The sequence below is a fragment of the Deinococcus sp. HSC-46F16 genome (genome assembly GCF_024171495.1).
Taxonomy (GTDB): Bacteria; Deinococcota; Deinococci; order Deinococcales; family Deinococcaceae; genus Deinococcus.
Window position 1 is genome coordinate 400553 of record NZ_JALJZW010000002.1, and the last position, 13129, is coordinate 413681.

General features: G+C 69.9%; 16 protein-coding genes. 6 read left to right on the forward strand and 10 right to left on the reverse strand.

The window, feature by feature from the left end; all coding sequences use genetic code 11:
• Positions 1–113: 113 nt before the first annotated feature.
• The 5 genes from L1280_RS07380 to L1280_RS07400 form a co-directional block, all read right to left on the reverse strand.
• Positions 114–1061 (reverse strand): acetyl-CoA carboxylase carboxyltransferase subunit alpha, encoded by a 948-nt coding sequence (locus tag L1280_RS07380; RefSeq protein ID WP_253581448.1) that lies wholly within the window; start codon positions 1059–1061, stop codon positions 114–116.
• Positions 1058–1921, reverse strand: coding sequence for an acetyl-CoA carboxylase, carboxyltransferase subunit beta (gene accD, locus L1280_RS07385; protein ID WP_104989672.1), 864 nt, complete (start codon positions 1919–1921; stop codon positions 1058–1060). Before accD ends, L1280_RS07380 begins: the two co-directional genes overlap by 4 nt.
• Before the next feature lie 106 nt (positions 1922–2027).
• Positions 2028–2486 carry a LapA family protein gene (locus L1280_RS07390; protein WP_253581449.1) on the reverse strand — a complete coding sequence of 153 codons (459 nt, stop codon included), beginning with the start codon at positions 2484–2486 and terminating at the stop codon, positions 2028–2030.
• 62 nt (positions 2487–2548) lie between these two features.
• Positions 2549–3856 carry a thymidine phosphorylase gene (locus L1280_RS07395; protein ID WP_253581450.1) on the reverse strand — a complete coding sequence of 436 codons (1308 nt, stop codon included), beginning with the start codon at positions 3854–3856 and terminating at the stop codon, positions 2549–2551.
• A 39-nt stretch (positions 3857–3895) separates the two neighbouring features.
• Positions 3896–4306 (reverse strand): DUF4279 domain-containing protein, encoded by a 411-nt coding sequence (locus tag L1280_RS07400; protein WP_253581451.1) that lies wholly within the window; start codon positions 4304–4306, stop codon positions 3896–3898.
• Between the two features lie 56 nt (positions 4307–4362).
• Between L1280_RS07400 and L1280_RS07405 the strand changes: the two genes are divergently transcribed.
• Positions 4363–4767 carry an ACT domain-containing protein gene (locus L1280_RS07405; protein WP_253581452.1) on the forward strand — a complete coding sequence of 135 codons (405 nt, stop codon included), beginning with the start codon at positions 4363–4365 and terminating at the stop codon, positions 4765–4767.
• On the opposite strand, the gene L1280_RS07410 is transcribed toward L1280_RS07405, so the two are convergent.
• Positions 4764–5294, reverse strand: coding sequence for a (4Fe-4S)-binding protein (locus L1280_RS07410; protein WP_253581453.1), 531 nt, complete (start codon positions 5292–5294; stop codon positions 4764–4766). The two genes, L1280_RS07405 and L1280_RS07410, sit on opposite strands and share 4 nt — an antisense overlap.
• Positions 5269–6255: a YafY family protein gene (locus tag L1280_RS07415; RefSeq protein WP_253581454.1), complete on the reverse strand. Its 987-nt coding sequence runs from the start codon at positions 6253–6255 to the stop codon at positions 5269–5271. The genes L1280_RS07410 and L1280_RS07415 overlap by 26 nt, the downstream gene beginning before the upstream one ends.
• A gap of 78 nt (positions 6256–6333) precedes the next feature.
• On the opposite strand from L1280_RS07415, the gene L1280_RS07420 reads away from it, so the two are divergent.
• The 4 genes from L1280_RS07420 to L1280_RS07435 are packed head-to-tail and all read left to right on the forward strand — an operon-like array spanning position 6334 to position 8216.
• Positions 6334–6816, forward strand: a complete 483-nt coding sequence (locus tag L1280_RS07420; RefSeq protein ID WP_253581455.1) for a DinB family protein — start codon at positions 6334–6336, stop codon at positions 6814–6816.
• 5 nt (positions 6817–6821) lie between these two features.
• Positions 6822–7136 (forward strand): DUF1905 domain-containing protein, encoded by a 315-nt coding sequence (locus L1280_RS07425; RefSeq protein WP_253581456.1) that lies wholly within the window; start codon positions 6822–6824, stop codon positions 7134–7136.
• 40 nt (positions 7137–7176) lie between these two features.
• Entirely contained in the window at positions 7177–7698 is a 522-nt protein-coding gene (locus L1280_RS07430) for a DinB family protein (RefSeq protein ID WP_253581457.1), read from the forward strand.
• Positions 7698–8216, forward strand: a complete 519-nt coding sequence (locus L1280_RS07435; protein WP_253581458.1) for a DinB family protein — start codon at positions 7698–7700, stop codon at positions 8214–8216. Before L1280_RS07430 ends, L1280_RS07435 begins: the two co-directional genes overlap by 1 nt.
• 61 nt (positions 8217–8277) lie before the next feature.
• Here the strand turns inward: L1280_RS07435 and ftsH are convergent, their stop codons facing one another.
• Both ftsH and L1280_RS07445 read right to left on the reverse strand, forming a co-directional pair.
• Positions 8278–10146 (reverse strand): ATP-dependent zinc metalloprotease FtsH, encoded by a 1869-nt coding sequence (ftsH, locus tag L1280_RS07440; RefSeq protein ID WP_253581459.1) that lies wholly within the window; start codon positions 10144–10146, stop codon positions 8278–8280.
• A gap of 118 nt (positions 10147–10264) precedes the next feature.
• On the reverse strand, positions 10265–10735 hold the full coding sequence (locus tag L1280_RS07445) for an ATP-dependent metallopeptidase FtsH/Yme1/Tma family protein (protein WP_253581460.1): 471 nt from the start codon (positions 10733–10735) through the stop codon (positions 10265–10267).
• A 110-nt stretch (positions 10736–10845) separates the two neighbouring features.
• On the opposite strand from L1280_RS07445, the gene L1280_RS07450 reads away from it, so the two are divergent.
• Entirely contained in the window at positions 10846–12252 is a 1407-nt protein-coding gene (locus L1280_RS07450) for a tetratricopeptide repeat protein (RefSeq protein ID WP_253581461.1), read from the forward strand.
• Between the two features lie 63 nt (positions 12253–12315).
• Here the strand turns inward: L1280_RS07450 and L1280_RS07455 are convergent, their stop codons facing one another.
• On the reverse strand, positions 12316–13077 hold the full coding sequence (locus tag L1280_RS07455; RefSeq protein WP_253581462.1) for an ABC transporter substrate-binding protein: 762 nt from the start codon (positions 13075–13077) through the stop codon (positions 12316–12318).
• Between the last annotated feature and the right edge of the window lie 52 nt (positions 13078–13129).

The following is a 13129-nucleotide window of genomic DNA, read 5'->3' on the forward strand; positions in this document are numbered from 1 at the left end:
TCTGGGTGACATGCCCGGCGTCCGTCAGCCGCTGGCAGAAGAACGGCGCCCAACAACAAGCCCCCTCTCCCACGGGGAGAGGGGCGCGGCGAAGCAGCGGGGTGAGGGGTCTCTCACCCCTCCCGAAACGCCCCCAGCGCCCGGAAGCGGGCCGCCCGCCCGGCCTTCAGCTCGTCCGGCCCCAGCGCCGACAGCTCCGCGAGGTGCCGCGAGACGGCCTCGCCCAGCGCCGTCGCCGCCGCACCCGGATCGAGGTGGGCGCCGCCCACGGGTTCGGGCACGACTTCCTCGACCAGCCCCAGTTCCAGCAGGTCGGGGGCGGTGAGGCGCAGGGCCTCGGCGGCTTCGGGGGCCTTGGCCGCGTCCTTCCAGATGATGCTGGCCGCCCCCTCGGGCGAGATCACCGAGTACCAGGCGTTTTCCTGAATCAGCACCCGGTTGCCCACGCCCAGCGCGAGCGCCCCACCCGAGCCGCCCTCGCCGATCACGGCGCAGACGGCGGGCACGCGGAGGCGCACCATCCGCTGAATGCTCTCGGCGATGGCCCAGCCCTGGCCGCGTTCCTCGGCCTCGATACCGGGGTAGGCGCCGGGCGTGTCGATCAGGGTCACGACCGGCAGCCCGAAGCGGTCGGCGAGGTCCATCAGCCGGACCGCCTTGCGGTAGCCTTCGGGGTTGCTCATGCCGAAGCGGCGCTTGATCTTGCCCTTGGTGTCGCGGCCCTTCTGTTGCATCAGCAGCATCACGGGCACGCCCCCCCAGCGGGCCGGGCCGCCGATCAGGGCAGGGTCGTCGCCGTAGGCGCGGTCGCCGTGCAGCTCAGTGAAGTCGGTGCAGAGGCGCTCCACGTAATCCAACGCGGTGGGGCGGCCCGGCGCCCGCGCGAGGCCCACCCGTTCCCAGCGGGTCAGGCGGGCGTGGCCCTCGCCGCGCAGCCGCTCGACCTCGGCCCGCAGCGGCGTCAGGGCCGCGTCGAGGTTCTGCCCGGTGCGCTGCGCCGTGTCCTCCAGGTCGCGCAGCCGGGCTTCGAGCTCGCGCAGGGTGTCGGCGGGGGCGGTCACGCGCCCACCTCGGGGGCGGGCTGCCGGGTCAGCACGCCGAGCAGCGAGCGCAGGTAGGCCCGGTGCTCGCGGCGGTCCACGACCGCGTCCACCATGCCGTGTTCCAGCAGGAATTCCGAGCGCTGGAAGCCCTCGGGGAGGTGCTGGCGGATGGTCTGCTGAATCACGCGCGGCCCCGCGAAGCCGATCAATGCGCCCGGCTCGGCCACGATCACGTCCGCGACGGTGGCGAAAGAGGCGGTTACGCCCCCGGTCGTGGGGTCACTCAGAATGGAAACGTAAGGCAGCCCGCGCTCGGCGAGGCCTTCGAGCGCCACGGTCGTCTTCGCCATCTGCATCAGCGACAGCGCACTCTCCTGCATCCGCGCCCCGCCGCTCGCCGCGACGAGGACCAAGGGCGTCCCGGCCCCCGCCGCGTGCTCGGCGGCCCGCGCGATTTCCTCGCCCACCACGCTGCCCATGCTGCCGCCCGAAAAGGCGAAATCCATCGCAGCCACCGTCACGGGCAGGCCCAGGATGGTCCCGGTCCCGGTCAGGATCGCGTCGGGGCGGCCCGTCTTCTTCTGCGCCCGCGCCAGCCGCGCCGGGTAGGGCTCGGTGTCCTCGAAGCCCAGGGGGTCGACAGGCTGCACCCGGCCCGAGAGCTGCCGGAAGCTGCCCCCATCGAGCAGCACCTCCAGCCGCCGCCCCGCGTCGAGCCGCAGGTGGTGGCCGCAGCGCGGGCAGACGTGGGCGCTGAGTTCGAGGTCACGGTTGTAAACCCCCTCCTTGCACTGGGGGCACTGGGTCCACAGGTCCGGCAACTCCGCCCCGCCCTGCGGCTGGGGACGGCGTCTGCGGAAAAAACGGTCGAGCGCCATAGCCTTTTCACTCCTCTTTGGGGAAAACCAGCTTCCCGGCGCATTCTAGACGCGCCGAGAAGGGCCGGACCCCAGTTCTGAACCGGGTGCAAGGAGACGGGCAGCCTTACTTCAGTCGCCGCTTGAGGTAATCGTCCATCTGCGCGAGTTGCAGGTTCAGGTCGCGTTGCAGGGCGTCGAGGCGGGCGTTCGTCTCCGCGAGGCCGGGGGCGGGCAGCGCCGGGCGGCTCACGCTCTGGCCCAGCGTTTCGAACCGCTCGTCGATATATGCCTGAAGCTGCGCGAAGCGGCTCCCCTCCTGCGCGTCGAGGTTGGCCCGCAGCGCCTCCATGTCGCGCAGCAGCCGGGCGCTGTCGGCCTGCCCGCGCAGCCGCTCGACGTTGGCCCACAGGAAAAACAGCAGCGCCAGAAAGAGGCCCGCGAGCAGCAGGATCAGTCCCAGCGGCACGCCCGTGTAGGTCACGAAGCCCAGGTTCAGGGTGTGCCCGAACATCAGCGCGTGACGGTTGAGGACCGCGAAGATGGCCGCGAGCACGACGATGATGATCAGGACGACCGTCCGCATGGGGTGAGGGTAACGCACCCCCCACGCCATGCGGCAGAGGGGGAACGTTCACCCAGCGGTGGTCAGTTCACCCGGTCGAGAATCAAGGGCTGGGGCGGCGGGGCCGTTTCTGTCACGCTCAGGCCCTCTTCCAGCAGTCGGCGGGCGGCGTCCAAGCCCCGGCCGTCCCGGTGGTAGAGGCGCAGCACGGGTTCGCCCGCCTCCACCGCCTCGCCGGGCTTCTTCAACACTTCCACGCCGACCCCGTGGTCAATGGCCTCGCCCTTGCGCTCGCGCCCACCGCCCAGCACCAGGACCGCCCGGCCCACCGCGAGGGCGTCGAGGCGCTCCACGAAGCCGGGGGCGGGGGCCACCACGTCCGCCCGGCCGGGGGCCACGTCCAGCCGCTCGGGGCGGTCCACCAGGGAGGTGTCCCCGCCCTGCGCCTCCACGAAGGCGCGGAACTTCGCCAGGGCCGAGCCGTCCGTGAGGGTGGCGCGGGCGCGGGCCTCGGCCTCTGCGGGGTCCTCCCCATAGGCCGCGAGCGCCCCCACCGCGAGGGCCACGCACAGCTCGGTGAGGTCATCGGGGCCTTCGCCGCGCAGGGTGCTCAGGGCCTCCTGCACCTCCAGGCTGTTCCCGGCCATGTGCCCCAGCGGGGTATCCATGTCGGTCAGCACGGCCCGCACCTGCCGCCCCGCCCGCGTCCCGATATCCACCATCGCGCGGGCGAGGCCCCGGCCGTCTTCCAGCGTCCGCATAAAGGCCCCGGCGCCCACCTTCACGTCCAGCACGACGGTGTGCGCCCCGGACGCGAGCTTCTTGCTCATGATGGACGAGGCGATCAAGGGCAGGCAGTCCACGGTGGCGGTCACGTCGCGCAGGGCGTAGAGCTTGCCGTCGGCGGGGGCGAGGTCCCTGGTCTGCCCGACGAGCGCGAGGCCGATCTCGCTCGCCTGGGCCAGAAAGCGGTCTTCCGGGAGGTCGGGGCTCCAGCCGGGAAAGCTTTCCAGCTTGTCGATGGTGCCGCCCGTGTGGGCCAGCCCGCGCCCGCTCATCTTGGCGACGGTCAGGCCGAGGGCCGCCAGCATCGGCGTCAGGATCAGGCTGGTCTTGTCACCCACGCCGCCCGTCGAGTGCTTGTCCACCGTGCGCGGCAGCCCCGCGAGGTCCATCTGGTCACCCGAATCGGCCATCACCAGCGTCAGGTCGGCGGTTTCCTGGGCGGTCATGCCGCGCAGGTAGACGGCCATCAGCCACGCGCTGACCTGATAGTCGGGCACGTCGCCCCGCGTGTAGCCCAGCACGAGCTGCTCGAGTTCGGCGCGGGTGTGCTCTGCGCCGTCACGCTTCTTGCGAATCAAGTCGGGGATGGTGAGGGTGGTGGTCATACGGCAGTTTAAGGGAGAGGCTCGGTCACCCTCTCTCAGTCAGGATGCGTACAGATCCACATCCAGAAAAGCTCCGAGCCGAGCCAGACAAGCGATCTGCTGGACGCTCAAGGTGACAGCCGGTGCAGAGGACTCTGCTGGATTCCAGTAGGCAACGATCCTCAGAACGACGCCCAAGTCGTGTGCTCTGGTCACGGCGTTGATTTGTGCCTCGTGTCCAGCTAGGCGCGCGAGAAGGTCGTCAACCACCCCTTCCATATCCCAGGTCCGTCGCTCGGCCATTTCCAGGTCCCAGGAGTCGCAACGTGGCACAACCCTTGCCCCGTCACGCTCACCGCGACGCGCCGTTCTGTCTGCCCGCAACCCCACCAACTCACTGAAGTTCAGTGGATCGAAGTCGCCCGTCACACTCAGGTAGACACGCACCAGCGGCTGTGACTCGTTTTCCATGGCCCTCTCCGTCACCCGTCTATCTCTTTCGTCTTCTGTCCGTGCCATTCTCCCTCATGACTCCTCCGGCCCGCCCGCGCCTTACGCTCTCGGTCCTGGGAGGTGCCGCGCCCACCGAGTTCGCCGTCGCCCAACTTCCGCCGGAGGCCCCCCTGCCGCCGCTTGGGGGAGGGTTTTTCAGCCTGACGCGCACCGCCGAGGAACTGTCGCTGGTATGCGAGGTCGCGCACCTCCCGCCCGGCACTCGGCATCAGGCGGGGTGGGCCGCGCTGCGGCTGCACGGCCCCTTCGACTTCGGGCTGACAGGCATTCTGGCCGCCGTGCTGGAGCCGCTGCGCGGGGCCGGAGTGGGCATCTTCGCGCTGAGCACCTACGACACCGATTACGTGCTGGTCCCGGCGGCGCGGTTGCCGGACGCGCTGGCGGCGCTGCGGGGGGCGGGGCACACGGTCGCGGATTAGTCCCGCCGCGCCCCGTCGGCCTGCTGGCCTTCTTCCGGGTGGCCGTCGCCGCGCTGGTCGGGGGTGGCCTGACCGCCGGGCTGGTCGCTCTTCCAGCCGATGCGGGCGTGGGTGCCGTCGCAAAAGGGCTTGTTGCCGCTCGCCCCGCAGCGGCACAGGGCGGCCCGCACCTCGCGCACCTCACCCGCCGGGGTCTGGATCACGAGGTCGCCGCGCATCACCAGGGGGCCGTCCTTCACGGGCATGACGGTGGTGGGCACGGCGGGGGCTTCGGGGGGTGCCCCGTGCAGCGCGTAGTGCAGCGCCCCGGTCGGGCACGTCCGCACGACCTCGGCCACGCGCTGGGCATCGGCCTCGTTCCAGAGCTGAATCCAGGGCCGCTCCTTCGGCCGGAAGACGGCGGGCAGACCGCGCACGCAGTTGGCAACGTGGGTGCAGCGGGGAGCGTCGTAGGCGACGGTGATCTCCCCCTCCGTGTACGCCTTGCCGCGCAGCAGGTCGTCAGGGGGCACCGGGTTCTGGGTCATGGGCCAGTGTATCCCCCGCCCCTACCGCCGCGCACCGCCCCGCCAGCCGCCCGAAGACCTCCCGCAGCTCGGGCGGGCCGTCTACCCGAAAGGCGCACCCCAGCCCCAGCAGGAATGCGGCGAAGCCCTCCAGATCCTCGCGCTGACAGCGCAGCCGGGTGCCGCCGTCCTCGGGGGTGAGGTCGGTGCGCCACAGCGAAACGCGCCCGGCGAGGGCCTCGGGTGGGGCCGCCAGCCAGACGCTGACCCCGTGGGTGGGGGGCAGCTCGGTCAGGGTGTCGCGCAGGTACGCGAGCGCGTCGAAGGCGTCCGGTGGAGTGAAGCCCAGCTCCAGCACGCTCAGCCCGCGCATCCGGTCCAGCCGGAAGCAGCGCCGCTCACCGCGCAGGTGGCACCAGCCCACCGCATACCAGCGCCCGCCGAGGTGAACGGCGCGGTACACGTCCACGTCCCGCCCGGTGACCTCGCCCCGGTGCGAGACGTACTCGAAGCGCACCGTCCGCGTGGCCCGCACCGCCTCCAGCACCCGCGACAGCAGCGCCGCGTCGGTCGTGACCACCCAGGGCGAGGCGTCCAGTTGCACCGCGCCTTCCAGCGCCTGCACGCTCTCGCGCAGGGCGTGGGGCAGGGTGCGGCCCAGCTTGGCGCTCGCCGCCTGCGCGGCCGGAGTCAGGGCCTGCAAGCCCAGGTGCCGCAGGGCCTGGAGCCCCAGCGCGAGGCTGAGCGCTTCCTCCCCCGTGAACATCAGCGGCGGCAGCCGGAAGCCGGGTTTGAGCCGGTACGTGCCGCCCACCCCCCGCCGCCCCTCGACCGGGATGCCCAGGTCTTGCAGCCGCGCCACGTACCGCTGCACGGTGCGCGGGCTGACTTCCAGCCGCCGGGCGAGCTCCGCGCCCGTCACGGTTTCCCGCGTTTGCAGCAGTTCCAGCACGGTCAGCACCCGCATGGAGGGGTCGTACATGGCAGACAGCATGACACCCAAATGCGTCAACACCTGACGGGAAGCCCGGTTACGCTCTGGACGTAAGGAGGAGTTCGTATGACGCACACCGCGACCGCCACCCTCGTCTCGCCGCAGGAGTTTCTGGCCCACTGGCAGGGCCACCGCGCCCTGACCCGCCGGGTGATCGAGGCCTTCCCGGAAGATCACCTGTTCACCTTCACGGCTGCGCCGCCCATGCGGCCGTTCGGGGAGATGGCGTGGGAGATTCATCAGGTCAGCGAACTGACCCTGAATGGCCTGCTGACCGGCGCGTGGCCCGAACCCGACTGGCGGGAGGGCGTCTCCCAGGACCGCGCCGAACTGCTGACCGCCTGGGACGCCCTCTCTGAGCGGCTGGAGCGGGAATTTCCAAGAGTGGACCTCGCCTCTTTCCCGCAGACGCACACCCTCCCCTGGGGTCAGATGACCGGCTGGGCCGCCGCCATCTACACCATCGACAACGAGATTCACCACCGGGGCCAGGGCTACGTCTATCTGCGGGCGCTGGGGATTGAGCCGCCCGCCTTCTACGAGCGGTGAGGAACGTGTCGCAGTCGGACCTTCCCCTGCCGTCCACTCGGCTGGAGTTCAGCGGCCCGCTGTGGTTCTGGCGGGGTCCGGCCCCCTGGTACTTCGTGACCGTTCCAGCGGAGCAGTCCGGCGAGTTGAAGGCCGCCTCCAGCCTCGTCACTTACGGCTGGGGCATGCTTCCGGTGCGGGTCCAGATCGGTGAAACCCAGTGGAAGACCTCGCTCTTTCCCAAGGACGACCTCTACGTCCTGCCCGTCCGGGCCAGTGTCCGGCAGGCCGAGGGGTTGGAGGAAGGCGACCCCGTGGCCGTACAACTGGAGCTGGCTTGATGCTTCTCCCGCACCGGTTCCCCTTTCCCCAGAGGTTCCCATGACTGAACTCGCTCTCCTGCTCGACTCTTTCCGCCGCAACGGGCGCGTGAACGAGGTGCTGCTGAACGCCCTGACGCCCGCCGACTTCGACCTGTCCGACGGCCGGGGCGGTTGGACCGTGGAACGGCACCTGCGGCACATGGCGGGCTTCCGCGTCGGCTGGCTGTGGAACCTGTCGCGCGAACACGCGGACCCGCTGCTGGACCACACCCAAAAGGACGCCGACGGCGACCCCCAGTGGCGCTGGCATGGCAGCCCGCCCACCGAGCTGGCCGCCGCCTTCGCGGCAGGCGACGAGGCCGCCGTGAACGCCGTGCAGGCCCACCTCGCGTCGGGCGAGCCCTTCGCGGACCCCTGGAACGAGGGGGGCTACCGCTCCAGCCCCGCGCACTTTCTCCAGCACACCATCGTCCACGACAGCCACCACAGAGGCCAGATCATGGCCCTGCTGCGGCTGGGCGGCCGGACGAAGGAGCAGATGGACGCGCTGGACGACCATTGGGCAATCTGGCGGGAATGATGAACCTCCCCGATCTTTACGCCTACCTCGTCCGCGCCCGCCGCGACCTGTGGGCCACGCTGGAGGGCGTGCCGGACGAGGTGCTGTCGCGCCCACTGCTGGACGGCGAACGGTTCCACTGCATCAAGGACCTGGTGGCGCACACGGCAGCGGTGGAAGACGGCTGGATTCATTACACGGTCTTGCGGGACACGCCCGTGGAGGACAGCTTCCCGGCCATCAAAGCCGCCGGGGACGGCCCGGTTTACGCGGCCTTCCCCCTCCCGGAGTTGCTGGACTATTGGCGGGCGGTCGAGGCGAGCACCCTGGCCTACCTCGCCACACTCGGGGACGCCGATCTGGAGCGGGTCGTGGAGGACGCGCCGGGGGAGCACTTCAAGTTGGACGGCCTGCTGTGGCACCGTCTGCTGCACGAGGTCCGGCACACGGCGCAGATCGCGGCGCTGCTGCGGACGCAGGGGATTCGGCCACCCCCACTGGACCTGTTCTTCTACCTCCCGAACGTCTACAGGGCCTGACTCCCGCCGGCACAGCGAAAACCCCCCGCCACTTGGACGGGGGGCTGCACTTGCGGCGGGTTTACATCGTCGGCTGCGGGGTCGGCGTTCCGGCCTGCGGGCTGCCGCCCACGCGGGCAACGGCCTCGCGGACCACGTCGCCCGTGATGAGTTCCTGCGAGAGCAGGGCGTCGGCGACCTCGTGCATGGCCGCCCCATACTGGGTGACCAGGCCCTTGGCCCGCTCGTAGGCGCGGCCCAGAATGCGCTTCACGTCCTCGTCGACGAGCTGCGAGGTGTGTTCGCTGAACATCTTGGGCTTGGCCATGTCCTCGCCCAGGAACACCGGACCGGAATCGGTGCTCAGGGCCATGTTCTTGAAGTTGTCGCCCATGCCCCACTCCAGCACCATCTTGCGGGCGATGTTGGTGGCCTTGCGGAAGTCGTCGGCGGCCCCCGAGGTCACGCTGCCCATAAAGACTTCCTCGGCGGCGCGGCCCCCCAGCGCGACCACGAGCTGGTTTTCCAGCCGCTCCTTGCTCATCAGCACCTGCTCTTCGGGGAGGTAGAACGCGGCGCCCAGCGCCCGCCCGCGCGGGATGATAGAGACCTTCTGAAGCTTGTCGCTGCCCGGAATCACGGCGGCGGTCACGGCGTGCCCGGCCTCGTGGTACGCGATGGCCTTTTTCTCCTGCGGGCTGACAGTCAGCGAGCCGTTTTCCAGGCCCAGCGTGATCTTGTCGAGCGCCCGGTAGAAGTCGCTCATGTCGATCTGGGTCTTGCCCAAGCGGGCGGCTTCCAGCGCGGCCTCGTTGGTGACGTTCTTGAGGTCGGCGCCCGAGAAGTACGGGGTGCTCTTGGCGACCTCGGGCACGTCCACGCCGGGGGCGAGGGGCTTGTTGCGCAGGTGGACCTTGAGGATCGCCTCGCGCTCCTTGAGGTTCGGCAGGTCAATGGTCACCTGACGGTCGAAACGGCCGGGGCGCAGCAGCGCGGGGTCCAGCACGTCGGGGCGGTTGGTCGCGGCCAGCACGATCACGCTGCTCGACTTGTCGAAGCCGTCCATCTCCGAGAGGATCTGGTTGAGGGTCTGCTCGCGCTCGTCGTGGCCGCCGCCGATCCCCGCGCCACGCTTGCGGCCGATGGAGTCGATCTCGTCGATGAACATGATCGCCGGGGCCGACTTGCGGGCGTCCTCAAAGAGGGTGCGCACGCGGCTGGCGCCGACGCCCACGAACATCTCCATGAACTCGGACGCCGAGACCGAGAAGAAGGGCACGTCCGCCTCGCCCGCGATGGCCCGCGCGAGCAGGGTCTTACCGGTCCCGGGAGGGCCGACGAGCAGCACGCCCTTGGGAATCTCGGCGCCGATCTGGTGGTACTTGGCGGGGTTTTTCAGGAAGTCCACGACCTCGATCAGCTCGCGCTTGGCCTCCTCGTGGCCCGCCACATCGGTGAACTTGGTCTGGACGCGGTTTTCCTTGCCGTACTTCTTGGCCCGCGACTGCCCGAACTGCATCACGCCGCTCTGGCCACCCTGCGCCCGCATGAAGAAGAAGTACATCAGGCCGAGCAGCAGCAGGATGGGCAGCAGATTGATCAGGATGGCGAACCACTGGCTGGGCGCCTCGAAGCGGTAATCCACCCCCTGCCCCTCAAGCTGCGAGATCAGGGTGGCGTCGGGCGTGGCCTGGTTGCCCGGCAGCCGAACGGTAAAGCGGTCCGTCTCGATGGGCTGCTGCCCGTTCACGACCGGGACCTCGGTAGGTTCGGTCAGCCGCACCTGGGCGACGTTGTCCCGAACGACCACCTGCTCGATCCGGTCTTGCGCGAGCAGATCTTTGAAGACGTTGTAACCGACCGTGGCCCGCGCACCGCCAGGGGCCTGGGAAAACATCAGGAACAGAGCCAGAACGAACAGGACGATCAGCCAGGGATTGAGCCGCCTCAAGGGTGCCTCCAGGGAATTAGAACGATTGGGACGGCATCCGCCCCGCTGAGGTTGAGTGTACCAGACTCAAGATGTGTGTGCGTATCCCGCGTCACACCTGCGCTTCATGGAGGGGCGGTTAAGGGGTCCGGGGTCGCCCGCGCCGCGCCAGCACGGCGAGCAGGGCCGCGAGGACGGCGAGCGGCAGCAGGAAAAAGAGCAACACGGGCAGGAAGTTCAGCCCGATGCCGAACCACTGGCTGGGCGCCTCGAAGCGGTAGGCCACCCCTTGCCCCTCAAGCTGCGAGATCAGGCTGGCGTCGGGCGTGGCCTGGTTGCCGGGCAGGTGCACGGCGAATCGGTCGGTCTGAACCGGCTGCGGCCCGTTCATGACCGGCACCTCGGCGGGTTCGGTCAGGCGCACCTGCGCCACGTCGTCCCGCACCACCACCTGCTCGACCTGGCCCGCCTCCAGCAGCCGCGTGAAATCGGGGTAGGAGACGGTGGAGGAAGTCGGAAAAGCCGTTCGCAGCAGCCACAGGCCGAAGAGGGTGAAGACGAGGAGGGGCAGGGCGAGGGCCAGGAACCTGGGCAGGCGGGACAGTGACATGGGAGAAACCTCCGGGAACAGGCCAAGTTCACCACACGGCAGGCGGGGCGCGTCGTCCGCCGAAAGGTGGCCCCCCGCCCCCTTCCCTGCCCGCGCTATCCTGGGGGGTGATGATCGATGTCGCCACCACCTGGCAGCAGGCTTGCACGGCGCTCGCGGGGGACGACTACGACACGGCCTTCAGCGTGCTGGAGGGGGCCTTGCACGAGGCCGACCGCCCCCAGAAGGCCCGGCTCTCGCTGTACCTCGCCAGCGTGCAGGCCCTCTACGGCGACCCCGCCACCACCGAAGTCGGTGCCGCGCTGCGGGACGCCCGCACCGCCGACCCGGCGATTCGCACCGACCCCCTGTACGTGGCCCTGAGCGCCGAACTCGACGCCCGGCTGCGCGGGCCGGACGCGGCGCCGCCCCCGCCCGAGGTGCGGGGGGCCGACGACCCCCTGGCCCGCTACCACGCCCTCGCCGCGCTGTCGCTGGCCGGGCACCCGCAAGACGCCCTGGACATCCACCTGCCCCTCGCGGAGCTGCCCGCGCACCTGCGCTGGCGGCTGCGGAGCTGGCAAGCCGACGCCGAGGAAAGCCTCGGGCACACGGTCGAGGCCCGGCACCTCTACGCGGAAGCCGCCCACCACGCTTCCGGCCTCAACCGGGCGGTGATGCTGCAAGAGGGCGCGGCGCTGGAGTTGCAACTGGGGGACATGGGCGCGGCGCTCTCGCTGCTGGGGCAGGCCCGGCCGCTCTACAGCGGGCAGAACGCGGAGGAGGAGGAGGGCCTCAACCTCGCCACCTGGCATTACCTTCAGGCGCAGGCGCTGCTCCAGACGGGCAAACCCGAGGAGGCACTGGAGAGCATCCGCGAGGCCGACCGGCTGGAGCGTCAGCACGGCGACCCCAGCTACGGGGTGGCGCTGGTGTGGGGGCAGGTCCTGACCCACCTGGGCCGCCACGACGAGGCGCTGGCCCAGTTCGGGCGGGCGCTGACGCTGGCGAGCGACGGTGACCGCCCCTTCGCGCAGCATGAGCTGGGGGTGGCCCTGCTCGACCTCGACCGCCCGCTGGAGGCCCGCGAGCATCTGGAAGCGGCGCTCTCGGACCCCGAATACCCCTACCGCCCGGAGGTGCTGGCTGACCTCGCCGAGTGCGACTACCGCCTGGGCCGCTTGCAGGAGGCGCAACTCGCCGCCGAGCAGGCGCTGGCGCAGGGCGCGGTGATTCCCGCCAGCATGGTGCTGGGCAACGTGGCGCTGGAGTACTACCACCTCGACGAGGCGCTCGACCACTTCGAGCGGGTGGTGCGCGAGTCGGCCCAGGGCACCCGCGACTGGGTGATGGGCCACCAGATGGCCGCCGACGTGATGGCCCAGCAGGGCTTCCGCGACCCCGCCGCCGCCTACGCGCATGCCCAGCAGGCGCTGGAATTCACCCCCGAAAGTGACGACTGGCGCGGCACACTGGAAGACCACCTCCGCAAGGCCGAGACGCTGATGGGGCAAGGGGGAGGAAGAACGCTGAACTAGCCGGGAACCAACGACAAAGAGCAGAGGACGCCGAGGCCCTCTGCTCTTTGCATGGTCCTGAGTTTACTTGCAGCGAATGTCTTCACCGAAGTACTTGGTGGAAATCTTTTTGTAGGTGCCGTCGGCCATCACGTCCCGCAAGGCAGCATTGACGGCGTTCCGCAGCGGCGTATTCCCTTTCTTGACGGCGATGCCGATCTTCTCCTGAAAGAGCATCTCGCCCAGCTTGAGGTTCGCCTGCGGGAACTTCTTGCGGGCTTCCAGCGCGACGAAGCGGTCGGTGACAAAGGCGTTCACCCGGCCATTGAGCAGCATCTGGAGGGCGTCGGCGTTGGTGGGGTAGGTCTTCACGCTGCCCAGGCCGGGGAGCTTCTGCGCCCGCTGCGCGTAGGTGGTGCCCAGTTGCACCCCGACCGCCTTGCCCTTCAGCGCCGCCACGGTGAGGGGGCCGTTCGACTTGGCGAGCACCACGCCGCCCGAGCAGTAGTGGGGGGTGGCGAAGTCCACCGCCTTCTGCCGCTCCGGGGTGATGCCGTGGCTGGAGATCACGAGGTCGAAGCGGTCCCGGTCCAAGCCGATCAGCAGCGTGTCGAACCCGCTGGGCCGCCACTCCACCTTGACGCCCAGCTTGCGGGCGATCGCCTCGGCGAGTTCGGCCTCGAAGCCCACGACCTTCTTGCCCTGGGTGTAGGTGAAGGGCGCGTAGGTGGGTTCGGTCCCCACATACAGCACCCCCGACGCCTTAATCGCCGCGAGGTCGCGGGCCGAGGCGGTGCCGAGGGCGCCGGAGAGCAGGATCAGGGAGGCGAGCGCATACTTATGCATCAGCCTGGGGTTATAGCGCATGGGTCTGACGCGTCCATGTGAGGGGTCGGGT

What these genes read in the sequence shown, in the direction of transcription:
- L1280_RS07435 (WP_253581458.1), top strand. Translation starts at nt 7,698, where the DNA reads ATGAACCTCCCCGATCTTTACGCCTACCTCGTCCGCGCCCGCCGCGAC.
- L1280_RS07415 (WP_253581454.1), bottom strand. Translation starts at nt 6,255, where the DNA reads ATGTACGACCCCTCCATGCGGGTGCTGACCGTGCTGGAACTGCTGCAA.
- L1280_RS07395 (WP_253581450.1), bottom strand. Translation starts at nt 3,856, where the DNA reads ATGACCACCACCCTCACCATCCCCGACTTGATTCGCAAGAAGCGTGAC.
- L1280_RS07390 (WP_253581449.1), bottom strand. Translation starts at nt 2,486, where the DNA reads ATGCGGACGGTCGTCCTGATCATCATCGTCGTGCTCGCGGCCATCTTC.
- accD (WP_104989672.1), bottom strand. Translation starts at nt 1,921, where the DNA reads ATGGCGCTCGACCGTTTTTTCCGCAGACGCCGTCCCCAGCCGCAGGGC.
- L1280_RS07430 (WP_253581457.1), top strand. Translation starts at nt 7,177, where the DNA reads ATGACTGAACTCGCTCTCCTGCTCGACTCTTTCCGCCGCAACGGGCGC.
- L1280_RS07445 (WP_253581460.1), bottom strand. Translation starts at nt 10,735, where the DNA reads ATGTCACTGTCCCGCCTGCCCAGGTTCCTGGCCCTCGCCCTGCCCCTC.
- L1280_RS07400 (WP_253581451.1), bottom strand. Translation starts at nt 4,306, where the DNA reads ATGGAAAACGAGTCACAGCCGCTGGTGCGTGTCTACCTGAGTGTGACG.
- L1280_RS07420 (WP_253581455.1), top strand. Translation starts at nt 6,334, where the DNA reads ATGACGCACACCGCGACCGCCACCCTCGTCTCGCCGCAGGAGTTTCTG.
- L1280_RS07410 (WP_253581453.1), bottom strand. Translation starts at nt 5,294, where the DNA reads ATGACCCAGAACCCGGTGCCCCCTGACGACCTGCTGCGCGGCAAGGCG.
- L1280_RS07450 (WP_253581461.1), top strand. Translation starts at nt 10,846, where the DNA reads ATGATCGATGTCGCCACCACCTGGCAGCAGGCTTGCACGGCGCTCGCG.
- L1280_RS07455 (WP_253581462.1), bottom strand. Translation starts at nt 13,077, where the DNA reads ATGCATAAGTATGCGCTCGCCTCCCTGATCCTGCTCTCCGGCGCCCTC.
- L1280_RS07405 (WP_253581452.1), top strand. Translation starts at nt 4,363, where the DNA reads ATGACTCCTCCGGCCCGCCCGCGCCTTACGCTCTCGGTCCTGGGAGGT.